Annotated in this window: 18 protein-coding genes, 1 other RNA gene and 1 pseudogene; 10 read left to right on the forward strand and 10 right to left on the reverse strand. The window is 64.2% G+C overall.

All coding sequences use genetic code 11. The features are described from left to right. The first annotated feature begins 301 nt into the window (after positions 1-301). From gpmI to HXS65_RS10370, 3 genes are all read left to right on the forward strand, one after another. Entirely contained in the window at positions 302-1,864 is a 1,563-nt protein-coding gene (gene gpmI, locus HXS65_RS10360) for a 2,3-bisphosphoglycerate-independent phosphoglycerate mutase (protein ID WP_176493816.1), read from the forward strand. Beyond that, entirely contained in the window at positions 1,857-3,146 is a 1,290-nt protein-coding gene (locus HXS65_RS10365) for a murein hydrolase activator EnvC (protein WP_167593070.1), read from the forward strand. Before gpmI ends, HXS65_RS10365 begins: the two co-directional genes overlap by 8 nt. A gap of 169 nt (positions 3,147-3,315) precedes the next feature. Beyond that, a complete protein-coding gene (locus HXS65_RS10370) occupies positions 3,316-4,713 on the forward strand; it encodes a S41 family peptidase (RefSeq protein ID WP_176493817.1) in 1,398 nt (465 codons plus the stop codon). A 138-nt stretch (positions 4,714-4,851) separates the two neighbouring features. On the opposite strand, the gene HXS65_RS10375 is transcribed toward HXS65_RS10370, so the two are convergent. The 4 genes from HXS65_RS10375 to HXS65_RS10390 all read right to left on the reverse strand — a co-directional run bounded on the left by HXS65_RS10375 (position 4,852) and on the right by HXS65_RS10390 (position 9,727). Continuing rightward, entirely contained in the window at positions 4,852-6,180 is a 1,329-nt protein-coding gene (locus tag HXS65_RS10375; RefSeq protein ID WP_176493818.1) for a UbiH/UbiF/VisC/COQ6 family ubiquinone biosynthesis hydroxylase, read from the reverse strand. A 157-nt stretch (positions 6,181-6,337) separates the two neighbouring features. Beyond that, positions 6,338-7,585, reverse strand: a complete 1,248-nt coding sequence (ubiH, locus tag HXS65_RS10380) for a 2-octaprenyl-6-methoxyphenyl hydroxylase (RefSeq protein ID WP_176493819.1) — start codon at positions 7,583-7,585, stop codon at positions 6,338-6,340. Between the two features lie 4 nt (positions 7,586-7,589). After that, on the reverse strand, positions 7,590-8,933 hold the full coding sequence (gene pepP / locus HXS65_RS10385) for a Xaa-Pro aminopeptidase (RefSeq protein WP_375782212.1): 1,344 nt from the start codon (positions 8,931-8,933) through the stop codon (positions 7,590-7,592). Between the two features lie 152 nt (positions 8,934-9,085). Further along, positions 9,086-9,727: a UPF0149 family protein gene (locus HXS65_RS10390; RefSeq protein WP_077379685.1), complete on the reverse strand. Its 642-nt coding sequence runs from the start codon at positions 9,725-9,727 to the stop codon at positions 9,086-9,088. Positions 9,728-9,986: 259 nt separating this feature from the next. On the opposite strand from HXS65_RS10390, the gene HXS65_RS10395 reads away from it, so the two are divergent. From HXS65_RS10395 to HXS65_RS10405, 3 genes are all read left to right on the forward strand, one after another. Then, entirely contained in the window at positions 9,987-10,349 is a 363-nt protein-coding gene (locus tag HXS65_RS10395; RefSeq protein ID WP_077379686.1) for a cell division protein ZapA, read from the forward strand. A gap of 88 nt (positions 10,350-10,437) precedes the next feature. Beyond that, a non-coding RNA gene (gene ssrS, locus HXS65_RS10400) (6S RNA) lies at positions 10,438-10,620 on the forward strand. 22 nt (positions 10,621-10,642) lie between these two features. Further along, positions 10,643-11,371 (forward strand): 5-formyltetrahydrofolate cyclo-ligase, encoded by a 729-nt coding sequence (locus HXS65_RS10405; protein ID WP_176493820.1) that lies wholly within the window; start codon positions 10,643-10,645, stop codon positions 11,369-11,371. 673 nt (positions 11,372-12,044) lie between these two features. Here HXS65_RS10405 and ilvA read toward each other — a convergent pair. Further along, positions 12,045-13,580 (reverse strand): annotated as a pseudogene (gene ilvA, locus HXS65_RS10410) (threonine ammonia-lyase, biosynthetic); the annotation flags it as partial. A 256-nt stretch (positions 13,581-13,836) separates the two neighbouring features. Between ilvA and rpiA the strand changes: the two are divergent. Continuing rightward, positions 13,837-14,508 carry a ribose-5-phosphate isomerase RpiA gene (gene rpiA / locus HXS65_RS10415; protein WP_077379692.1) on the forward strand — a complete coding sequence of 224 codons (672 nt, stop codon included), beginning with the start codon at positions 13,837-13,839 and terminating at the stop codon, positions 14,506-14,508. Between the two features lie 13 nt (positions 14,509-14,521). Further along, entirely contained in the window at positions 14,522-15,229 is a 708-nt protein-coding gene (locus tag HXS65_RS10420) for a DUF3157 family protein (protein ID WP_170877494.1), read from the forward strand. A gap of 119 nt (positions 15,230-15,348) precedes the next feature. Here HXS65_RS10420 and HXS65_RS10425 read toward each other — a convergent pair whose 3' ends face one another. Next, positions 15,349-16,203: an outer membrane protein OmpK gene (locus HXS65_RS10425; protein WP_077379697.1), complete on the reverse strand. Its 855-nt coding sequence runs from the start codon at positions 16,201-16,203 to the stop codon at positions 15,349-15,351. Positions 16,204-16,482: 279 nt separating this feature from the next. Beyond that, positions 16,483-17,751 carry a NupC/NupG family nucleoside CNT transporter gene (locus HXS65_RS10430; RefSeq protein WP_077379699.1) on the reverse strand — a complete coding sequence of 423 codons (1,269 nt, stop codon included), beginning with the start codon at positions 17,749-17,751 and terminating at the stop codon, positions 16,483-16,485. Between the two features lie 307 nt (positions 17,752-18,058). Here HXS65_RS10430 and HXS65_RS10435 point away from each other — a divergent pair, with 307 nt between their 5' ends. Beyond that, positions 18,059-18,835 (forward strand): DeoR/GlpR family DNA-binding transcription regulator, encoded by a 777-nt coding sequence (locus tag HXS65_RS10435; RefSeq protein WP_077379702.1) that lies wholly within the window; start codon positions 18,059-18,061, stop codon positions 18,833-18,835. Between the two features lie 177 nt (positions 18,836-19,012). Here the strand turns inward: HXS65_RS10435 and waaA are convergent, their stop codons facing one another. Genes waaA through HXS65_RS10450 form a run of 3 tightly spaced genes read right to left on the reverse strand, consistent with a single transcriptional unit; the run spans position 19,013 to position 22,931 of the window. Continuing rightward, complete coding sequence (gene waaA / locus HXS65_RS10440) at positions 19,013-20,335, reverse strand: lipid IV(A) 3-deoxy-D-manno-octulosonic acid transferase (protein ID WP_176493821.1); 1,323 nt, start codon at positions 20,333-20,335, stop codon at positions 19,013-19,015. Positions 20,336-20,337: 2 nt separating this feature from the next. Continuing rightward, on the reverse strand, positions 20,338-21,768 hold the full coding sequence (hldE, locus tag HXS65_RS10445; RefSeq protein ID WP_176493822.1) for a bifunctional D-glycero-beta-D-manno-heptose-7-phosphate kinase/D-glycero-beta-D-manno-heptose 1-phosphate adenylyltransferase HldE: 1,431 nt from the start codon (positions 21,766-21,768) through the stop codon (positions 20,338-20,340). After that, positions 21,768-22,931, reverse strand: coding sequence for a glycosyltransferase family 9 protein (locus HXS65_RS10450; RefSeq protein ID WP_077379708.1), 1,164 nt, complete (start codon positions 22,929-22,931; stop codon positions 21,768-21,770). The genes hldE and HXS65_RS10450 overlap by 1 nt, the downstream gene beginning before the upstream one ends. Before the next feature lie 4 nt (positions 22,932-22,935). Here HXS65_RS10450 and HXS65_RS10455 point away from each other — a divergent pair, with 4 nt between their 5' ends. Beyond that, positions 22,936-23,718, forward strand: coding sequence for a 3-deoxy-D-manno-octulosonic acid kinase (locus HXS65_RS10455; RefSeq protein ID WP_308483180.1), 783 nt, complete (start codon positions 22,936-22,938; stop codon positions 23,716-23,718). The last annotated feature ends 154 nt before the right edge of the window (positions 23,719-23,872 follow it).

The following is a 23,872-nucleotide window of genomic DNA, read 5'->3' on the forward strand; positions in this document are numbered from 1 at the left end:
CGCCTGCGCCACGGGGACGCACTGAACTTGCCCGCGATAGGGGAATCCAATCTTGCCGATACGCTTCCAGCACTTGCACTCGGCACCTTACCGCCTCTCTAATAGAGGTCAGAATGAGCAGGTAGTTTTATCACTACATCTTGCCTCACCCGTGCAGCAAGCGGTGAACGCACCGGATGAGGAAGACGGCAGAGGATGCCCGCAGGACATGACAGGCACGTGATCGCCTGACAGCCACCCTGCGCGATTGCCCCTGCCGTCCTGCTCCAGAGGATTCATTCGTCATCACAGCGAGGAAGTCATGGCAGCTCAAGCACAAGGTCCGCGTCCCGTCGCCCTCATCATTCTCGATGGCTACGGCCACAGCGAGGAAGAGAAGGACAACGCCATTCTTGCCGCCAACACGCCGGTCATGGATCGCCTGCGCCAGCAGTATCCCAGCGATCTGATCCATACCGACGGTGGCCATGTCGGCCTGCCGGATGGCCAGATGGGCAATTCCGAGGTCGGGCACATGAACCTGGGAGCCGGGCGCATCGTCTACCAGGACTTCACCCGCATCACCAAGGCCGTGCGAGAGAATGCCCTCAAGGACAACACCGTCCTGACCGCGCCTCTCGATGCCGCCATCGCGACTGGCCGTGCCGTGCACCTGATCGGCCTGCTGTCTCCCGGGGGCGTGCACTCCCATGAAGACCACATCCTCGCCATGGCCGATCTGGCCGCCGAGCGGGGCGCCAAGCGCATCTACCTCCACGCGATTCTCGATGGCCGCGACACCGCGCCCAAGAGCGCCGAGGCATCCATCGCGCGTGCCGATGAACACCTGGCAGGTCTCGGACTCGAGGAAGGCCGTGTCGCCACCCTCGTCGGTCGCTACTTCGCGATGGACCGTGACAACCGCTGGGACCGTGTCGAACAGGCATATCGCGTGATCGCCGAAGGGCAGGGCCTCCACGAAGCCGCCAGCGGCGTGGAAGGACTTGCCGCCGCCTACGAGCGTGACGAGACCGACGAATTCGTCAGCGCCACGCGTATCGGCGACGCCGTCCCCATGCAGGAAGGCGATGCTGCCCTGTTCCTGAACTTCCGTGCCGACCGTGCCCGCGAGCTGACCCGCGCCTTCGTCGAGCCGGACTTCTCCGGCTTCGAGCGCACGCCGCCCAAGCTGGCCCATGACGGTCTGGTGATGCTGACCCAGTACGCCGCCGACATTCCGGCGCCGGCTGCCTTCCCGCCCTCCGACCTGCCCAATACCCTGGGGGAAGTGGTCTCCAATCGCGGCCTCACTCAGCTGCGTATCGCCGAGACGGAGAAGTACGCCCACGTGACCTTCTTCTTCTCCGGCGGCCGCGAAGACGAATTCGAGGGCGAGACCCGCACCCTCGTGCCCTCGCCGCAGGACGTGAAGACCTACGACGAGAAGCCGGAAATGAGCGCCGGGGAGGTCACCGACAAGCTGGTCGAGGCCATCGAATCCGGCGGCTATGATCTGATCGTCTGCAATTACGCCAATGGCGACATGGTCGGACACACCGGCAAGTTCGATGCGGCCGTCAAGGCGATCGAATATCTGGATGGCTGCGTCGGCCGCGTGGTCGAAGCGCTGGAGAAGGTCGGTGGCGAATGCCTGATCACCGCGGACCACGGCAATGCCGAGCAGATGGTGCACCCGGAGACCGGCAACCCGCAGACGGCACACACCACCTTTGAAGTGCCGCTGATCTACGTCACCCAGCGTGACGTCAAGCTGGCCTCCGAGGGACGCCTGTGTGACCTCGCCCCGACCCTGCTGACCATGATGGGGCAGGCTGTCCCCGAGGAAATGGACGGCAACGTGCTGGTCGATTATGCCGGTGCCTGATAGCCCCTTGCAGGGCGCGCCGAGTGGCGTGCCCGGCGCCTCCCCCGGTCCGGATGCCTGTCTGGCATCCGGACCGGGCAGGCGCTACCGATTCTTCAAACGCCGGAGCCCTGTCTCCGGCGTTGTGCTGTCTGCCTGCCTGCTGCTCATGACTCCGCTGCTGGCCCCCTCCTCGGCACTGGCCGCGGACAGCAGCGCGACCCTGACCCAGAAGAAGCAAGCCTCCGAAGCCGACCTCAAGCGTCTCAAACACGAGATACAGGCGATGCAGGGCGAGCTGAAGGCCACTGCCGCGCGGCGCAGCGATACGCGCAATGGCCTGGAGAAGATCGAGCGCCAGCTCAACGAGACTCGCCAGCAGACCGGCAGACTCGAGGATGAGCGCGACGACATCACGCAGCAACTGACCAGGCTCACGCGCCAGCGTGAGACCCTCATCCAGCAGCAGACGGCGCAGAAGGCTGCCGTGGCCGAGGAGATGGCCGCCCTGTATCGGCTGGGTCGCCAACCCGAATTGAAGCTGCTGCTCAATCAGGATGATCCGGCGCGTCTCGAACGCCTGCAGGTCTATCTGAATCACTTGAGCGATTCGCGCCGGCAGGCGCTTGAGCGTCTCGCCAGGCTGGATGCCTCACTGGCCAGTACCCGCGCCAGTCTGCTGGCACGCCAGACACGACTGGAGGAGGTGCAGCAAGGCCTCAAGCAGCAAGCCAGCAAACTGATGGCCCAGCAGAATGAGCGCGCCGCCCTGCTGCGCACCCTGGATGCCCGCTATGCCAGCCATGAGGCGAAGATCGCCGAGCTGGATCAGGACCGCGCCCATGCCAACCAGATGATCCAGACGCTCGAGAAGCGCCTCAAGGCCATCAAGAGTGCCCCGCCCCCCAGGACACGCATCACGCGTGCGATGGGCAAGATGGACTGGCCGGCCCCCGGGCGGGTCATCTCGGCCTACGGCGGGGGAGAAGGCGTCAATCGTGATGGCGTGCTGATCCAGGCGTCTCAGGGCACGCCTGTGACGGCGCCGCATGCCGGTCGTGTCGTCTTCGCGGACTGGATGCGCGGCTACGGCAACCTGTTGATCATCGACCACGGCGACAACGTGCTGACGCTCTACGCACATCTGGCAAGCTTCAGCGTCGGCCCCGGTGACAGCCTGTCACGCGGCCAGCAGCTGGGGAGTGTCGGCAGCAGTGGTGGCCGTGACGGTGCCGCGCTGTATTTCGAAGTACGCCGCGCCGGCAAGCCCGTCAACCCGCAACGCTGGCTGTCGAGCCGCTGAGCCAGTCAGCCATGGCGCAACATGGCGACAGGCTAGGCGGCAGGTACCCGGGCGGGATATGCTCGCAGTCATTCGTGACTGCGAGCGTCGGGGTCGCCTCTTCCCCTCTGGCTGAACTGCCAGGCGCTTCGGCATCAGTCGAGCCAGTCTCCGTCGAGAAGGAAATCGCATGTCCGCATCGTCGTCATTCCGTCCTGCCCCGCGTCGCCTGCGTCAGCTGGCGGTCAGCGTGCCGCTGAGCCTTGTTCTACTGGGCGGCGGAGTGCCGGCCCATGCTGAAGATGCGCGGCAGGGAGCCACGTCTGCCTCCTCCAGCGAATCGGCCAATGGCCTGCCGCTGGAGGAACTGCGCACCTTTGCCGAAGTCTTCGAGCGCATCAAGCGCACCTATGTGGATGAAGTGGATGACCGCACGCTGCTCAAGAATGCCATGCGTGGCATGCTGGCAGGGCTGGATCCGCACTCGGCGTATCTGGATCAGGATGACTGGCAGGACCTGCGCGAGAACACCGATGGGGAATTCGGCGGTATCGGCATCGAGGTCGGCATGGAGGAGGATGGCCAGCTGACCATCATCGCCCCCATCGACGACACCCCGGCCTCACGTGCCGGCCTCCAACCACGTGACGTGATCCTCAAGATCGACGACACGCCGATGGAGGGTCTGTCGATGACGGAATCCGTCAAGCTGATGCGTGGCGAGGAAGGATCGACCATTCGTCTGCTGGTACTCTCGGAAGGCGCCGACATGCCCCGCGAGGTCGTGCTCAAGCGGGCCATCATCAAGAGCAGCAGTGTCAGTCAGCGCCTGCTGGAGCCGGGATATGGCTACCTGCGCGTCAGCCAGTTCCAGAGCGCGACGGGCGATGAGGCGAAACGCGCCCTTACGGAGCTGCGCGAGGAAAGCGGCGATGTCGCGCTGAAGGGTCTGGTGCTGGATCTGCGCAACAACCCCGGGGGGCTGCTGTCAGCGGCCGTCGAGATAAGCGACCTCTTCCTCACGAGCGGCCGCATCGTCTATACCGAGGGGCGCCTGCCGGACAGCGAGCTGTCCTTCTCGGCCAGAGCCGAGACACCGGCCGGTGATACGCCGCTGGTGGTATTGATCAACGGCGGGACGGCCTCCGCCGCGGAAATCGTCTCAGGTGCCCTGCAGGACCAGCGCCGCGCCATCATCATGGGCACCGAGAGCTTCGGCAAGGGCTCGGTACAGAACGTGATGCCACTGGGCAACGGCGACGGCCTCAAGTTGACCACGGCACTCTACTTCACGCCCAACGGGCGCTCGATCCAGGCAGAGGGCATCCGCCCGGATGTCGAGGTGGTGCGCGGACGACTGGAGCGCGACACGCGGCGTGATTTCAGCGTGCGCGAGGCGGATCTCGACGGACGTCTCGACAATGCCAATGGCGACTCATCGACGCCTTCCAGCAAGGCACCGGACAGCCCGGTGGTCGCCGAAAGTGATTACCAGCTGGGGGAAGCACTCAACCTGCTCAAGGGCATGAACGTGCTGGGTCGCAGCGCCGCTCTCAAGGCCACGCTTCCCGCCACCTCGGAGCAATAGTCTCTCTTTCGCCGTAAACGACACGACCCCGCCAACTGGCGGGGTCGTGTCGTCTTTCGCGCGCCAATCGGCAGGTCTGCCATCTCCCGCCTGGCCTGTCGTCGTGCTAACTGTCACGTCAGAGGTGAGCGCTCACTGTCACCGTGGCCGGCAGCTCTCCGGCAACTCCCCACGCTCCCCCATCGCCTGGCGCATCAGCAGGCGCTTGAGCTCGACGCTGCCATCCACCCAGCCAAGTCCCAGGTTACGCACCAGGCGTACCCCTGGCTTCCGGCTGCCGAACAGCAGGCGGAAGCCATCCATCATCTTCAGCATCACGGCATTGTCGCTGCGCCGGCGTCGACGATAGCGCTTCAACCAGCGCTCATCGCCCAGTGCGACGCCGCGGCGGTGCCCATCCAGCAGTTCTTCCGCCAGCACGGCGACATCCATCAGGCCAAGATTGACCCCCTGCCCCGCCAGCGGGTGAATGGCATGCGCGGCATCCCCCACCAGCGCCAGCCCCGGTAGCACATACTCCTGCGCATGACGTTGATGCAACGGGAAGCTGAAGCGTTCGGCACTGTATTCCACCGTGCCGAGCTTTCCCTCGAAGGCTGCTTCGAGCTCATGACAGAAGTCCGTCTCGGGCAATGCCAGCAGGCGCTCGGCTTCCTGCGGAGTGGTGGACCAGACGATGGAGCAATGGCGCTGGGCGCCGGATGCCTCGCCCTCGGGATGTGCCAGGGCGGAATTGACCGCCAGCGGCAGGAAGGCCAGCGGCCCGGTGGGCAGAAAGCGCTGGCGGGCGACGCCCTGATGCGAATGCGCCGTGCGCACCGTGGTGACCAACGCCACCTGGCCGGTATCGTGCTCACGGGTCTCGATGCCCGCCAGCTCGCGCAGACGGGAACGCGCCCCGTCAGCCGCCACCACCAGCCCCGCCGCGACGCTGCTACCGTCGCTCAGTGTCAGGCTTGCTGCCTCGGCCCCCTCAAGTTGGTAAGCACTTACCACTGAAGCTGACCCCGTCCTGGGCAATCCCAGACCGCTGACCCGGACACCATAACGGCGCGTGATCGAGGGACACCGGGAAATCGCTTGCTCAAGCGCGGCCTGAGTGACCCGATTCTCGACGATGTGCCCAAGCTCCGACACACCGCTTTGCTCGGCACTGAAGCCTATCTCGCCATTGCCTTCGGCATCCCAGACCTGCATGCCGGTATAGGGCATCAGACGACTCTGTGCGATGTCCTTCCAGACCCCCAGGCCGCTGAGCAATTGACGCGAAACCGGCGTCAGCGCACTGACACGCGGCTCCGGTGCCAGCGCCGGCTGCCAGTCGACGATGCCCTCGCGACCCTCGATCAGAAGGACGCGCAGGCCGCCCTGCCCCAACAGCAGCGCCAGCGTGGCGCCGACGATACCGGCGCCCACGATGGCGACATCCACCTCATGCGGTGCATCCAATCTCCGATGCTCGTTCATGCCTGCTCCCTTGTATGACGCCTGTCGCGCGTCGCTCTCCTGGCGAGAGTCTCGTGAATCCGGCGGCGATTTGGTCACTCATCGACACCACCCTGGGGCGCAAGCCTGAGATGCAACTCACGACATCGCTTGACCCGTTGGCAAGTACTCGCTACGCCTAGCGCTCAATGCCCATCGAGCGCCTTGCCAGCAGGCGCTTGAGCGGTGACACCAGATTCAGGCCGATCAGCCCTGCCGCCCGAGCATGCCCCAGCCAACGACTCTCGACGCCGAACAGGCGGATCAAGCCATCACTGAACAACACGACATTGTCGCGGTCCGCACCGCGCCGCGACTCGAAATCACTCAGCACGCTGACATCGCCAGCGGCATCACCACGTGCCTGTCCCGCCGCGATGGCGGCCACCAGATCCGTCACGCCACGCAGCGCCAGATTGAAGCCCTGCCCTGCCACCGGATGCAGCGAGTGAGCGGCATTGCCGAGCACCGCAAGTCCGGGACGCGTCCCCTCGCTGGCACGTATCAACGACAGGGGATAGGCATGGCGCTGCCCGACCCGCCGGAAACGGCCGGCCCGCTCGCCGAAGGCAGCCTGAAGCGCCTTGAGAAACTCGGGCTCCGGCATGTCCATCAGCACAGCCGTCTCGTCGGGAGAACGCGTCCAGATCAACTCCATTCGGCGGCCACCCAGCGGCAGCAGCGCCATCGGTCCTTCGCTGGTGAAACGCTCATAGGCCACCCCTGCGTGGGGCTGGCTCATCTCGACGGTGGCGATCAGCGCCTGTTGTTCGTAGGCATGCGTCTCGCTATGGATGCCGAGACGCTCCTTGAGCCCCGAGCGCCCGCCATCTGCCAATACGGTCAGTCCCGCCTCGATCAGGCGGCCATCCTCCAGCAGCAGGCGGTGCCCCTGCGCGCTGACGCTGATCTGTGCCACGCGTGCCGGGCAGTACCAGGTCAGCGGCAGTTCCGCCAGACGCCGATGGAGCACGCGCCCCATCCAGGCATTGGGGATCACATGCCCCAGCGCGGGAACCCCCAGTTCCTCGGCCCGCATACGTGTGGCCCCGAGATGGCCGCGCTCGCTGACATGGATGGTACGAATCGGCGTGGCGTGCTCACGCATCGCCTCCCACAGCCCGAAGGCGATGAAGCGCTGGCGTGAACCGGCAGCGATGGCACTGGCTCGCGCATCGAAACTGGGCTGGAAACGCCCGGTATCCTCCGCGGGAGGCAAGGGATTGGCCTCGACCACCGCCACGCGCAGCCCATCCTCCTGCTGCCCGTTCATCAAGGGTGCAAGGGCACAGGCCAGGCTCGCGCCCACCAGGCCACCACCGATGATGACGACATCGAATCGCTCCGGCGCAGACGTTACCGGGGATGCTGCCGCTGGCTCACTCATGATGTCAGGCTCCTTCGCGCATCAGTGCCTCGATGGCCTCGACGGATTTGGGAACCGTGGCACTCAGCACTTCGTGCCCGTCCGCAGTGACCACCACATCGTCCTCGATGCGAATCCCGATCCCCCGATACTCGGCTGGAATGTCACTGGCGTCCGGCACATAAAGCCCCGGCTCGACCGTCAGCACCATACCGGGCAGCAACGGACGCGGCTCACCGTTCTCGCGGTAACTGCCGACATCGTGCACATCCAGTCCCAGCCAGTGCGAGGTGGAATGCAGATAGAAGCGGCGATAGGCCTCATCGGCGATCAACGCCTCCACTTCACCTTGCAGCAGGCCCAGTTCGACGAGGCCGGCGGTCAGGTCATGCACCACCTGTTGGTGAATGCCCACCAACGTCGCCCCTGGCACCACGGCGGCCACTGCACGTTCCTGGGCCTTGAGCACGATCTCGTAGAGACGCTTCTGGGGCTCGCTGAAGCGGCCATTGACGGGGAAGGTACGGGTGATGTCGCCGGCATAGAGTGCGTACTCCGCGCCAGCATCGATCAGCACCAGCTCGCCATCGATCAGCGGAGCACGGTTCTCGATGTAATGGAGCACACAGGCATTCACGCCACCACCGACGATGCTGGTATACGCGGGTGCCGGGGCGCCCTGCCACTGGAATTCATGCTCGATCTCGGCCTGCAGATGATACTCGTGCAGCCCGGGGCGGCTGGCCCGCATGGCACGGATGTGGGCGCGAGCGGAAATCTCCGCCGCGTGACGCATCAGCGCCAGCTCACGCTCATCCTTGATCAGGCGCTGCTCATGCAACAGCGGGGCGAGGTCTTCAAAGGCGACCGGCGGGCGGGCACCACGACGCACGGCCGCGGCCAGCTCCTCGCGCAGCGATTGCGCCAGCGCCAGTGCTTCGTCGTCCTCGAACAGCACGAAGAGACGCCCACGGCCATCCAGCAGACCGGCCATGACATCCTCACGCTGATCATTGGTGAAGGCCTGGTCGAATCCCGCCTGCGTCACGGCCCCTTCGGCACCGATACGGATACCGGTCCAGGCTTCCGCCAGCGGATCCTTTTCCTGACAGAACAGTACGCTCTCGCCTTCCGCGCGCCCCGGCAACAGCAACAATGCCGCTTCCGGTTCCGGCCAGCCGGTCAGGTAATGAAAGTCACTGTTCTGACGGAAGGTGAACTCACTGTCACGGTTGCGCTGCGCCAGGCCGGACGACAACACCAGTACCGCGGCATCACGAGGCAGCTGCGTCATCAGACGCTGGCGACGCGCCGAGAAGTCATCAGCAGTCAGCGCCGCCGGCGCAGGCAGGATTTCAGGGACGATCATGGCGTTCTCCGTCGGGGTCCGTGTCGGGCAGGCATGTCATGGCCTGCCCGACACGAATCAGAATGTGGCGGGAAAGGACGAGGCTCCCGAAGGGACAATCCTTCCCGAAATGGGGTCGGCCGCCGGGTATTGCGAGCGGCAAACTGCCTCACTCAGTGAGTGTCGTTGCGCGAGCTGACCCCGAGACTGCCTTCAAGTCCGCCTTCCGGCAACTGATCGTCACTGGGCTTCTCGACGTCCGGGTTGCCCGGGTGCTGCTCGGTATACAGCAGCAGGGCCGCCATGCGCACGTGGTCGGCCAGCGCGAACAGATCCGCCTCGTCCTCGGCATTGTCGTCATCCAGGTCCTCGGCGTTGGCCAGACCGCTCGAGATGGCCTCGACATCGCTCAGCGCATCACGCAATGCCTGGCTCCAGCCCTTGCGGACCTCGCCATCGACGCCTGCCAGCTCTTCCTGGAAGCCCAGCGTCCACTCACGCAGGCTCTGGCCACGCTCGGCCAGGGAGAACATGTCGTCCGGCAACAGCGGCTCGAAGCTCATCTCGCTGGCCGCCAGGCGCTCTTGGTTGCGCGTGCGCCAGCTGAGGAACACCTCGCCCGCTTCACGGGTGGCCGGTTGCTCCACTCCCAATGCGGCACAGACGCGGCTCAACCAGTCTTCCGCGCTGATGTCATCCATCGCCAGGGCAGCGACCAGCTGTCCATCAAGGAAGGAAGGGTTGTTCAGGCTGCCGTGAACCAGGAACTGGTCCGCGACGAGAGAGAAGTCGAAGGTATCGTTGATGATGGCCATGGTGCGGGTCCATTGAGTCGGTGAGAAAGGCATCGGCAATCGACGATTACCGCTCGAACCCTGAGCGCCATGCTGGGTGACAGCCGCACTGCGCAGCGCGTTGACCCTCCAGAAGCGGCTCTCTATAGTGGCTCGAGAATGCCCCCATCTTACCGCACTGGCCCTCCTTCTGGCTTGCCGTCCTCACTGCGAGGTGACGCCCAGTCAAGGACGCCGCCGTCAATCAGGACGACGCCGGACATGGCCCGAGAGGACTGACATGAGCGACTCCACGACTCCCCGCAATACCACCGAGATCAGCCTGCTCGGCCGCAGCTATACCGTCAGCTGCCAACCCGGCGAGGAAGATGGCTTGACCCGTGCGGCGGCCTACCTGGATCTCGCCATGCAAGGCATCCAGCAACGTGGCAATACCATCAGTGCCGACAAGGTCGCCCTGATGGCCGCGCTCAACATCTCTCACGAACTGATCAACAGCCGCGACAGCGAACGCGCCATGCAGCAGGATTTCGAGACACGCCTCACGGCGCTGGATCGTCAGCTGGATGCGGCCCTCAAGCAGGTACCAGCCGAGTCTGTCCAACGTGCGAAGGCGCGTGCTGATGAAGCAAAAAACGCTTGAGAATCAAACAACTGATAAATTTCAGCAACAGTCTGTTCCCGACAGGATTAAGCCTTGGGCCGGCAGACGGGGTTTGGTAGACTGAAGGGGTTCTCTGGGGTGTACGACAGTTGCCGATGTCCCTCGAGCTTATAAGCTATTCCCAGGGAGTCCACTGCGCAGTGCTGTGTGCATGTCCGTGCGTCGGAAAGCCTGATGCGCTGCGCGGGACTACCCACCTTGAACCGCTGGGTTCAAGGGCCCCCGGTAACACCGGCACCTTGGAGAACCCTGTCTGACGGAGAATGTCAGGCATGCTCAAACCCCCTGCGGCTCGCGCCGCCCTCGCGAATCACTATTCGCCTCCCTCGCTTTCACGTGATGTCACGCTCTGGCCATTGTCCAGCGAGCTTGATCACCCCACTGCGGATCGCCGCGCCCTGAGACGCTTGCTACGCCAACGGCGACGCCAGTTGACGGCCCCCGAGCGCCGTAATGCCGAGCAGGCCCTGTTGCGACGACTGAAGCGTCTGCCGGAACTGCTGCGTGCCCGGGACATCGCCCTGTACCTGCCCAATGATGGCGAGATCGACGCCACCCGTCTGTGCCGATGGCTGCAACGTCGGGGAGCACGCGTCTATCTACCGGTCCTGCGACCCTTCGCGGTCAACTCACTCTGGTTCGTCCGCTACGACGACCATACCCCACTGGTGAGCAATCGCTTCGGCATCGCCGAACCTGACACGCGCTTCGGAGCCCACAAGGGCCGCCGCCTGCCGGCCTGGGCATTGGATATCGTGCTGATGCCGCTGGTGGGGTTCGATGAGGCTGGCTCACGGATCGGCATGGGGGGCGGTTTCTATGACCGCAGCTTCGCCTTCACCCGTCGCGCCGGGCCAAGACCGAGGTTGATCGGCCTCGCCCATCACTGTCAGAAGGTGCCGGCCTTGCCGGTACAAGCCTGGGACATACCGCTGGATGCCATCGTCAGTGATCGCGAGATCGTGCGCCCAGGCCGCAGGCATGGGAACGCATCGTCATGATGCTCACGCAGGGGCAGTCACGCAGGGGCGGTCAACGGCGCCAGCATGTCGCGGGCGTGCTCGGACTTGAGGGGGAGCAGACGTGCCTGGAGATCAAGGAGAAGAGCGGGAGGGAAAGGGGGGCAGAAAGGCAGAGCGCGAGAACGACTCTCCCTCTGAAAACGCCACTGCCGCCCGAAGGCGGCAGTGCACGATTCAGGAACCCATGACGGTCTGGGCGTAGCCGGTGGCGACGACACCAATCCCGAAAATGAATACCAGGGCCATGACCAGATCGGGCTTGCGTTTCATGAGAGCGGGCTTCTTCTTATATCGTCAGTGGCTTTCGCGTGACGGTTGTCGATGACTGTCTTCCTGACAGTGCCCACGATGATAGGCATCTGACCTGCGTATGACAATCACCATGCAGCCGTATGAATGAACGTTTTTCCACGCTTGCATTTCGCGCTGCAGGCGAGGGCTGGCAAGGCCTGGAGGGAAAACAACGTTCGATATCTCTGACGCCCCACCTGAGTACAAGTCATCAGTCATGCCATTCACCATCATGACGAGAAAAGCCCCTGCTCTCAGACGAGAACAGGGGCTTTTTCATACTGCCAATCATGAATGCCATCCGCCTGATGCCCACTTGATTCAGAGCGACCTCATCCAGGTAGGCGAGGCATGGCCGACATCATGACAGGAAAAGGCGATAGGCCGGATTGTCGCTTTCCTTCCAGAAGCGATAGCCGATCTCCGCGAAATACTTCTCGACCTCGGCGCGATCCCCATTGGGCACCTGCATGCCGATCAGGACTCGCCCATGGGACGCGCCGTGATTGCGATAGTGGAACAGCGAGATGTTCCAGTCCGCAGGCAGATGGGTCAGGAAGTTCATCAGGGCACCAGGACGTTCCGGGAACTCGAAGCGATAGACCTCCTCCTCGAGGTCGCTGCTGGTGCGCCCCCCGACCAGATGACGCGTGTGCAGCTTGGCCAGCTCGTTGTCGGTGAGATCCTCCACCGCGTAGCCCGCCTCACGCAGCTTCTCGACCACCGCTGCGCGGTCTTCCCCGCCCGGCTTGACCTGGACACCGACGAAGACGTGCGCCTCCTCCGGATTGGCATAGCGGTAGTTGAACTCGGTGACCATGCGCTTGCCGATCACCTTGCAGAACTGCTTGTAGGCCCCGGGGCGCTCCGGCAAGGTGACCGCCAGAATGGCTTCCCGCTGCTCGCCGAGCTCGGTGCGCTCGGCGATATGCTGCAGGCGATCGAAGTTGGTATTGGCCCCGGAGTTGATGCAGACCAGCGTCTGCCCTTCCGCGCCAGTCTGCTGGATGTACTTCTTGAGGCCCGCCAGCGACAGAGCGCCGCTGGTCTCTGACACGGCGCGCGTGTCCTCGAAGATATCCTTGACCGCCGCGCACATCTCATCGGTATTGACGGTGATCACTTCATCGACGGTATGGCGGATGATCTCGAACGGCGCCTCGCCGATCTGCGCCACGGCCACTCCCTCGGCGAACACGCCGACCTGGTCCAGCACCACACGCTCGCCGGCCTCCATGGCCGCCTTGAGGCAGGCCGCATCCTCAGCCTCGACACCGATGACACGAATGTCCGGGCGCAGATACTTCACGTAGGCCGCGACACCGGCAATCAGGCCACCGCCGCCCACCGGCACGAAGATCGCATCGATCTTGCCCGGGTGCTGACGCAGGATCTCCATGCCCACCGTCCCCTGCCCGGCGATCACGTCCGGGTCATCGAAGGGCGGAATGAAGGTGTAGCCATGCTCTTGCATCAATGCCTGGGCATGCGCGAGCGCCTCGGGAAAGGCATCGCCCTTGAGCACCACGCGTGCGCCGCGTTCACGCACCGCCTGCACCTTGATCTCCGGCGTGATGCGCGGCATGACGATGACGGCCTTCACGCCCATCAGCTTGGCTGCCATCGCCAGCCCCTGGGCATGGTTGCCCGCCGAGGCGGCAATCACGCCACAGGCCTTCTGCTCATCGCTCAGCTGCGCCATCTTGTTGTAGGCGCCGCGAATCTTGAAGGAGTAGACGGGCTGCAGGTCTTCCCGCTTGATGAAGATCTGGTTGCTGAAACGACGTGACAGCATCGGGGCTGACGAGAGCGGGGTTTCATGGGCGGCTTCATAGACACGAGCCGACAGGATTTTCTTGACGTAGTGTTCGAGCATTATAGGAATGTCCTGATGTGTCGCAGCGCGGGCCGCATGGGTGCGACCGAACCCCCATTGTTATCAGACCGCCGGCGAGAGCGTCCAGCGCCATCGCGACGTTTGCCGTTATAATGTGGCGTTTTCTCGCGTTGCGTCGCCCGACTCGCTTCCTGTCTGCGCTTCTGGTTGCCGTGCAGCAGCATGAGGCACAGACACATCGGGATACGCGCCAGGCACCCTTGCCGACGCGATGACCGCCACTCTCCACCCCTGCCCCACCGACCCGAGGTATGACATGACCCAGGATGAGCTGAAGCAAGCCGTGGCCCGCGCTGCCCTTGATGAGATCCGCCCGCTGCTGAACCGCGACACCATCATCGGCGTCGGCACCGGCTCCACCGCCAACCTGTTCATCGATGCTCTGGCGGAGGTTCGCCACGACTTTGCCGGCGCCGTCGCCAGCTCCGAAGCCACTGCCCAGCGCCTCAAGGGCCACGGCATCGACGTCTACGAGCTCAACCATGTGGGCACCGTGCCGGTGTACGTGGATGGTGCCGACGAGATCGACCCGCGTCTGGCGATGATCAAGGGCGGTGGTGCGGCGCTGACCCGCGAGAAGATCGTCGCGGCCTGCGCTGAGCGTTTCGTGTGCATCGCCGATGGCTCGAAGCAGGTCGACATCCTCGGTGGCTTCCCGCTGCCGGTGGAAGTCATTCCGATGGCACGTTCCTACGTCGCGCGCGAACTGGTCAAGCTGGGCGCGGACCCGGTCTATCGTGAAGGCGTTCTGACGGACAACGGCAACCGCATCCTCGATTGCTACAACTTCCTGATCGAAGACCCGATCACCATGGAAGCCCGCATCAATGCCATCGTCGGCGTCGTCACCAATGGTCTGTTCGCCGCCCGTGGCGCCGATGTGCTGCTGGTCGGTCGCGAGACAGGTGTCGAGCGCATCACTGCCTGAGGAGGCTCGCCTGATGACATGGAAAATCACGCGCCACCTTGGCACCCGAGGCCTGTCGCTTCTGGCCGCTGCACTGCTCAGCCCGGTGCTGATGGCAGACAGCCTGCCGATCAGCTCTCCGACGACCATCACGCTGGATAATGGCGTCAAGGTGCTGCTCAAGCCGGACCACAGCTGGGAGTATCTGCTGGAAGTCTCCGACGAGCAGAGCCCACGCTCGACGCTCGGCAGCGCGACGATACCCACCTCGTCCGCCCTGCCGGTGGTACCCGCGAATACACCTGCCGCTGGCGATGCAGGGCAACCAGTGCCGGCCCGCGCCAACGTCTCTGCCCCGGCTCCGGCTCCGGCCCAGGCACGCCTCAATGCCAGCGCACTGGCCAATCCGACGCTGCTGAGCGAGGGACATCGTGATGGGGTCGTCGCACGACTGACCGCCGTGGACATCGACGATGGCGACGCCGTGCTGCGCTTCGAGATCCAGAACACCGCCGGGCAGAACGTCATCGCCACCCGGGCAAGACTGCGTCTTTATGGCGACGATGGCCGTCTGCTGGCGACGCGCGAGGCGCCGCTGTGGGTCGGCGAGTATCGGCTGCCCGAGACCTACCTGCGCCCCGGCCAGACCCGTGAGGGACGCAGCGTGCGCATCGCCCTGCCGGACGGCAGCTGGTCCCGCCAGCTGGTGCGCGTAGAAGTCAGCGAGGTCGAGTTCCGCTGATCACCAGGTGTCAGCTTCCAGGTGTCAGACGCCAGAGCAGCCAGACGAAAAACGGGAAGCCCTGAGGGGCTTCCCGTTTCTGTTTGCGCGCCGGTCGCTCATCGAGAGCGAAGCGGTGATCAGAACTTGTAGTTGATGCTGAAGTAGTTGCCGAAGCCGGTGGTGTCCTGACGCACGCCAGTGGCGGTGGAGCCATCGGTGAAGAACGCCATGTTGTTGTAGTACTTCAGGCCGTAACCCACCGCGAAACGCTGGGTGTGGTAGTAGATGCCGTTGAACCACTCCATGCTGTTGATGCTGCGACCGTCCTGGCTGCCCACTTCATCGGCATCGAACTTGTAGTCCAGATAGCCCTGATAGGCGATGAAGCTACCGTCCTCGAAGTTGACGAACGGCTTGAACCAGTTGGTGGACGCCATGTAGCCGTCCCACTTGCTCTCGTCTTCACCGCCGTAGTTCTCACGCACGTAGCGGGCGTAGAGGTTGAAGCCCATCTTGCCGAACCATGGCACCTGCACATCGCTGCCCAGACCGACATAGTGCTCCCACAGACCGCCGAATGCGCCGTTGTCACCGATGTTGGTGACGGTGGCGATGTAAAGCTCGTCCACCGGGCCGAAGGACAGGTCGTGACCGGTCATGGCGTCCAGCGAGAAGCGCGGGGCCAGCTTGGCGAAGAAGTTGTCGCCGCCATTGAGGTCATCCGAGCTGTCATCGAAGATGTCGAAGAAATCGACATAGCCGTAGAGATCGACGATGCCCGAACGGCCACCGAATTCCATTTCCAGATAGGTATCTTCACTGTTGCGGAACGGCAGACGGTTGTCCTCGCTGCGCATCAGATTGAAGGTCAGCCACTTGTAGTCATTGGCGTGGATGTCGCCATTGAAATCGGTGGCCTGGGCTGGCGCGGCAGCCGTCAGGAGGGTAGTGGCGGCCAGTGCACTGGCCGCGACGGTCTTGAGCATAGTCATCGCGAAATGATCCTGTCTTGAGTAATCAACTGTTCTGAATTGTTGTGGTTATTGCCCGTCATGAACGACGTCTGCCATCAGCGTCGCCCCATGCCGCCCGCTTCGTCGTCGGGCTGCGCCGGATTTGCAAAGGGCGCGATGTTAGCACTTCCTCGCAAAAACGATAGGGCGACGTTTGGCGGATTTCCCTGTCACCAACGGCCGGTTTGTGAACATTTACACACCGAAGGCGACACCTCTTCGAATCGCCCATCCACTGTGAGATGGGCGACATCCCGATCAGGCTGCCAGCGCCAGGAAGAAGCCGGCGATCGCTGCCGACATCAGATTGGAAAGCGTACCGGCCAGTACCGCCTTGAGACCCAGACTGGCGATCTCATGCCGGCGCGTCGGGGCCAGGCTGCCCAACCCGCCGAGCAGAATGGCGATGGACGACAGGTTGGCGAAGCCGCACAGCGCGAAGGACAGCACAGCCATGGTGTAGGGCGTCATCACCGCACCCGTGGCGGCCACGAGACTGTCGCCACTCAGGTAGGGCGCCAGATTGATGTAGGCGACGAACTCGTTCACCACCAGCTTCTGACCGATGAAGGACCCCGCCAGCGTCGCCTCGCTCCATGGCACGCCCAACAGGAAGGCCAACGGCGCGAAGAGCCAGCCGAGAATCATGTCGAGACTCAGTGTGTCCATGCCGAACCAGCCGCCGACACCACCGAGAATGCCGTTGATCAGCCCGATCAAGGCGATGAAGGCCAGCAGCATCGCGCCGACATTGGCGGCCAGTTTCAGGCCGGAAGACGCACCGGATGCCGCAGCGTCCAGCACGTTGGACGGTGCGTCGTCATCCTTGAGCGAGGCATCCGCCACGGCGATCGAGTCATCCGGCTTGTCAGTCTCCGGGAACAGAAGCTTGGCAAACAGCAAGCCGCCGGGCGCTGCCATGAAGGACGCCGCCACCAGATACTCCATCGGGATGCCCAGCGCCGCGTAGCCACCCAGTACGGAGCCGGCGACGGATGCCAGACCACCACACATCACGGCGAACAGCTCGGAACGCGTCATGCTCGCCAGATAGGGCTTGACCACCAGCGGTGCCTCCGTCTGTCCGACGAAGATGTTGGCGGTCGCGGAGAGGGATTCCGTGCGCGACGTTCCCAGCACGCGCTGCAGGCCGCCCCCCAGCAGGCGAATCACCCACTGCATGATGCCGAGGTAGTAGAGCACCGCGATCAGCGACGAGAAGAAGATGATGATCGGCAGCACCTTGATGGCGAAGATGAAGCCGACACCGCTGCCCGGATTGGCCAGACTGCCGAACAGGAAGCTGATGCCTTGATCGGCATAATTGACGACCTGACTGACGGCGCCTGAGACACCGGCCAGCACACCCTGGCCGAAGGAGGTGTAGAGCACGAAGGCACCGATGGCCAACTGGATGGCAAAGGCGCCCCCGACGGTGCGCAGGCGGATGGCGCGTCGATTCGATGACAACGCCACGGCGATGAGGATGAGCGATGCCATCCCGACCAGACTCATGAGGGGATTCATTGGGAAGGTCCTGATGTGTTCTTGTGCTTGTTATGGAATGCGCTTGTGCGCGATGTCGCCGCGATTCTCAACGGGACACGGTGTTATGATTTTTTCTCAGCATGTTAAAAGAGTCACAAACTGACCAAGGAGTCAATGCAAACGCTTGAGCGATTCGGGCCTTGCTTTCCTGCAACGCCCGCGCGGATCTCTCACGCGAGAAAAGTTATCCCTGCCAGTCAGTGAGTTATCATCACACCATGACCCGAGGGCATGTTGGCTTCTCCAACGCTTTCTCACCGCCATCGGCAAAAAAGGACCCTGCCGCATGAACAACCAAAGCGCTGCACGCCTTGACCGCTTGCAGGCCATCCTGCGCGAGGGCAGCCCACTGCAGCTCAGCGACGCCGCGCAGCTCTGCGGCGTGTCCGAGATGACGATTCGTCGTGATGTCACTCACAGCAACGGGCTGTTGGAGATACTGGGGGGACGCCTGCTGCTGGCGGAATCTTCCGCCAGCAGCGTCTATCGTCTCGACCGCGAGATCGATGCCAGCGCTCCTATCAAGCAAGCGTTGTGCCAGCGACTGGCCAGTCACATCGAGGACGGCGATACCCTGTACGTGGATTGCGGGACGACCCTGGTCCACCTGGCCGCGGCACTGGATCGTCAGATGACACTGACCCTGGTGACCTGCGCCCTGAATGTCGCCAATGCCGTCGGCCACCTGCCCGGCGTGCGACTGGTCATGCTGGGCGGACTGTTTCATCCGGCCACCCAGTCCTTTACCGCCACCGACATGCCGGAAGCCATTCGCCGTCTGGGCATCAACAAGGCATTTCTCTCGGCCGGTGGCGTGCACGCCGAGCGCGGCGTCAGCTGCTTCCACTTTCATGAGGTGGCGGCCAAGCAGGCCGCGCTGGAAAGCGCCATGCAGCGCTTCCTGATCATCGATGCCCGCAAGTTCGAGATGGTACGCCCGGCCTTCATCGCGCCACTGGAAAGCTTCGATGTGGTGATCAGCAATGCCAGCGCCGCAGCGCGCGATTGCCTGGAGGGTCTGGATGCCGACATGGGCGTGACGGCGCAGCTCATCGAGTGCTGAGACAGGGCCTGCGCTTCGGTGAGTGAGCGCTGACCTCGCCCCACGCGAGGTCCATACGCAGAAACGCCGCACGATGGTGCGGCGTTTCTGCGCATGATCTTCCCATTGATGCCCCAGTGGCGTGCATCCCCCACGACCGAAATCGGCATGGCGAGCTCACCTCCGTCTCTCGTCGGCTCAGCTCGGCAACAGGTCTTCCAGCTGCTGCAGTGTCCCTGCCAGCGCCCCGCGATTGCGGGCTACCCGTTCACGCGCCGCCTGCCCTGCCCGTTGGCGCTGCGATTCATCTTCCAGCAGGGTGTTGACGGCCTCGGCCAGCGCCTCGGCATCATCGACGACCTGCAGAGCTCCTTCCGCCGTCATTACCTCGGCGATCTCACTGAAGTTCTCAAGCGATGGGCCACTCAACAGTGGCAGCCCAAGCGCGGCCGGTTCGAGCAGATTATGCCCGCCGATGGGCACCAGGCTGCCGCCGATGAAGGCGACATCGCTCGCCGCATACAGGGCGAGCAGCTCGCCCAGGCTATCGCCGACCAGCACCGACAGACGGCTCTGCTCGAGGCGGCTTTCCGCATGCATGTGGCTGCGACGCAGGCAGGTTTCCCCGCGTGACTCACACCAGCTCGCACTCTGTGCGGCGACCGTCTCGAAGCGTTGCGGATGGCGCGGCACCAGCAGCAGCAAGGCATCAGGATGCCGAGCACGCACGGCTGCGTGGGCGTCCAGCATCAGGGCATCTTCCCCCTCGTGTGTCGAGGCGGCGATCCACACCCGCCGCCCCTGGAACTGCTCGCGCAGTCCCTTGCCTGCCGCGACGGCCTGTGGCGATATCTCGAGCTCGAACTTGAGTGAACCGACCGTCTTCCCCCGAGCCGCAGGAAGCCCAAGCGCGATGAAACGCTCGAGATCTTCCGGCGCCTTGGCCGTCAGCGCGCTCACCTGCGACAACGTCTCGCGCATCAAGGCCCCGACCTTGCGGTAGCGAGTGAAGGCGCGCGGTGACAGCCGCGCATTGACCACGCTCACGGGTATCCTCTGGCCCGCACAACTTGCGATCAGATTCGGCCACAGCTCGGTTTCCACCAGCACGACCAGGGCCGGCCGCAGGCGAGACACGAAGCGACGTGCGCTGCAGGGAAAGTCCAGTGGCAGATAATGATGCCGCGCAGGGGCAAGTTCTGACGAGCCTTCCGGGGTATGCAGCAGACGCGCCGCCTGGGCAGCCCCCGTCGCGGTCATGGTGGTCACGATCAGCGGGCGGAAGGGATAGCGGCGCCGCAGCGCCTCGATGGCGCTGGCCATCATGACCATCTCGCCCAACGAGGCCGCATGCAGCCAGATGGGACGCTCGCGGTCCGGCGCGGCGGCAGGCGTGGCAGGGAGGATGCCCAGCCGCTCCAGGCGCGAGTGCCGATCATCGTGCTCGCGCCAGACCCGCTGCCAGATGAGGGGAGACAGCAGGGTCAGTGCGGTGCTGTAGAGGCCACGGGCAAGGCTCACGCCTAGTCCTCGCGATCGAGAATGGTGGCGATCATCGCCGTGGTGGAGACGCCATCCTCGAAACCGAGCACACGCACCTCGCCACCGTTGGCGATCACCGCCTCGCCCCCGGCGATCTCTTCGGGACGATAGTCACCGCCCTTGACCAGCACATCCGGCAGCACGGCCTCGATCAGGCGTGCCGGGGTGTCTTCGCTGAAGGGCACGACCCAGGCGACCGCGCCGAGGCCCGCCAGCACCTGCATGCGACGCAGTACCGGGTTGATCGGACGCGTCGGCCCCTTGAGGCGTGCCACCGAGGCATCGTCATTGACCGCCACGATCAGACGGTCGCCCTGACGTGCCGCCTCCTGCAGGTAGGCCACATGACCGGCATGCAGGATGTCGAAGCAGCCATTGGTCATCACCACGCGCTCGCCGCGTGCCTGAGCGGCCTTCACTGCCGGGATGAGCGCGGACTCCTGGATCACGCCGAATTCCGCCAGCTTGTCACCATGCAGTGCGGTGTAGAGCTCCGCGACCGACAGGGTCGCGGTGCCCGGCTTGGCGACGACGAGGCCTGCGGCCAGATTGGCCAGCATCACGGCCTCCGGGAAGGCATGGCCAGCCGCCAGCGCCAGACCCAGCACGCCGATCACGGTGTCACCGGCACCGGTGACGTCATAGACCTCACGCGCATGCGTCGGCAGATGCAGCGGCTGATGGCCCTCGCGGATCAGGGTCATGCCCTTCTCGCTACGCGTCACCAGCAGAGCTTCCAGCTCGAGCTCGGCACGCAGCGCCTCACCCTTCTCGGCCAGTTCCTCATCGCTGCGGCATGGCCCGACGATGGTCTCGAATTCGGTCAGATTGGGCGTGATGATGCTGGCGCCACGATAGCGCGAGAAATCACTGCCCTTGGGGTCCACCAGCACACGCTTGCCCGCCGCGCGCGCCGCGGCGATCAGCACCTCGACCTGATTCAGCGAGCCCTTGCCGTAGTCGGAGAGAATCATCACGCCGCTGGCCCCCAGCTCGGCCTCGACATGGTGCACCAGCGCGCTGGTATCCACCTCGTGCAGCGGCTCCTCGAAATCAAGGCGCAGCAGCTGCTGATTGCGGCTCATCACGCGCAGCTTGGTGATGGTCGGCACGCTGTCACTGGCCTGGAAGCGCGTGATGACATTGGCGTTTTCCAGTGCGCGGGTCAGGATGGCGGCGTTGTCATCCTGACCGACCACACCGGCGAGAGTGGCATGCGCACCGAGCGATGCGATGTTGAGCGCGACGTTGGCGGCACCGCCCGGGCGGTCTTCACTCTCGCCGACGCGCACCACCGGCACCGGGGCTTCCGGCGAGATGCGTGAGGTGCCACCGTGCCAGTAGCGGTCGAGCATCACATCACCCACGACCAGCAGGCGAGCCTGTTCAAGCGCAGTCAGATCAAGCTTCATCAGGCGTCTCCGCGTGCAGAGGGAAATTCAGAAGAAGAGGTGTCAGTAGACGAGACAGCCGCGACCGGCAGTCGTTCGCAACTCTGGCCGCGAATGACGCCATCGGTGTCCGCCAGCAGCTCAGCGAGGCGCGCGATGACATCCTCGGCGCGGATCAGGCTCATGGCGTCCTGATGGCGTACGCGCTGGCCCCAGTGGATCTCGTCCATCTGCTTGTGCAGATAGGTTTCCACCGCATCCGGATAGCGATTGACCACCAGATGCTGCCAGCAATAGGGCGCCGCACGCTCGGGGTTGGTGGTGGCGTACAGGCCGATCACCGGTGTATTGAGCGCATTGCCCATATGCACGGGGCCGGAGTCCGGCGCGATCACCGCGACGGCGCGATCGATCAGCGCCAGCAGGCCCTTGAGCGAGGTACCACCGATGGCATCGATGACCGCGCCTTCACTGACCAGCGCCTTGATGCGCGCGCCCATCTCGCGTTCCTGCGGGCTGCCGCCGCCGGTCATCACGCTGCGGATGCCGTATTGCTGCCAGGCATGATCGACGACCGCCGCATAGCCCTCGGCCGACCAGTTGCGGAAGTTGCGCAGGCGCGGATTGGCACACGGACTGATGACCAGATAGGGCGCTTCACCGGTCACGCGCGCCGCCTCACCATAGGCCTCGGGCGGCACATCGAGACGCCAGTCGAGCCGGCAGTCCTCGACACCCAGGGCACGTGCGAAGTCCATGAACGACTCCAGCACGTGAGCGCGCTCGCGCGGGGCCAGCTGATGGGAGGTAAAGAGGTACTGCCAGTCCTTGGCGCGCGCACGGTCGTAACCGATGCGCACTCGGGCCTTGAGGCCCAACGACAGGGCGCTGGCCCGCAGCGCCTGCTGCATGTGCAACAGCACATCGAAGTGCGTGTCCTTGAGCTGACGCCAGATGGCGCGCATGCCCGCAAGGCCGGTGGACTTGTCGTAGACCACGAACTCGACCCCGGTCAGGCCGGACAGTAGACTGTGCTCCCCCTTGCCGACGATCCAGGTAATGCGGGCCTCAGGCCACTGACGCTGCAAGGCGCGTACCGTTGGCACAAGATTGCAGACATCGCCGAGAGCGGAGAGCCGGAGCACGCAGATATGTGCGGGCTGGGCAGGGAGAGGATGCTTCATGCGGATGGCAGTTTTCCGAAATGAGAATGCCCACATTCTATATGATGGCGAAACAGCGCCACAAATGACGCCGGACTGGTTCATGCCATCGTTCTGGCGCGAACACGGCGCCGTGACCGGCGAAGCACCGGGGCGCGGGGCGAGTCTGTTCCTCGATGTCTGTCGTTTGCCCGCTGAGCTGCACCCCGTCCATGCCACTGGCGCCCCGGCTCAACGCTGGGCGCTGCGCCCCTATCGACGTGGTGGTCTGATCGCGAAGATCGCTCGTCAGCGCTACCTCTACACCGGCCTTGAGCGCACCCGCGCCTTCGCCGAGCTACGCCTGACGGAAACGCTGCATCGCCAGGGGCTGCCAGTGCCAGAGCCTGTCGGCGCCTGCGTATGGCGGCATGGCCTGAGCTACGAGGCCGCCCTGATCACGGTACTGATTCCCGGCGCGCGCGCCTTCGCCGATGATCTGATCGCCCTCGAAGCACAGCGCCTGCCTGCCGGGGCCGAGCTGCCCGATTCCCTGCTGACAGTGCTGGAGACGACAGGCCGCGCCATTCGCGCCGTACATGACGCCGGGCTCGAGCATGTCGATCTCAATGCACGCAACCTGCTGGTCGATGAAGGCGGACGCGTCTACGTGATCGATCTCGATCGCTGCCAGCTGCATGACGAGGCTCCCGCTGACGCACGCTGGCGCGAGAACAACCTCTCACGCCTGGGGCGCTCGCTGGCGCGCTTCACGCCGACACATCATGCGGCGTGCCTGGCCGCCATTCGCAGCGCCTATCACGCCTGACGCTTCAGCGTATCGCCCTGCAGGCATCGGTGCCCATGCAGTGTACGATAGCGACATGAATCGTCGGCAGGCGCATCATCCGATTCCCGCCTGCCACTGCGTCCCATCGGCGCCTGTCACACACGTGAGCCAGGCGCTCTCAAGACAGAGACCG

Origin of the sequence: Cobetia sp. 5-25-4-2, assembly GCF_013374075.1 — a bacterium.
Taxonomy (GTDB): domain Bacteria; phylum Pseudomonadota; class Gammaproteobacteria; order Pseudomonadales; family Halomonadaceae; genus Cobetia; species Cobetia marina.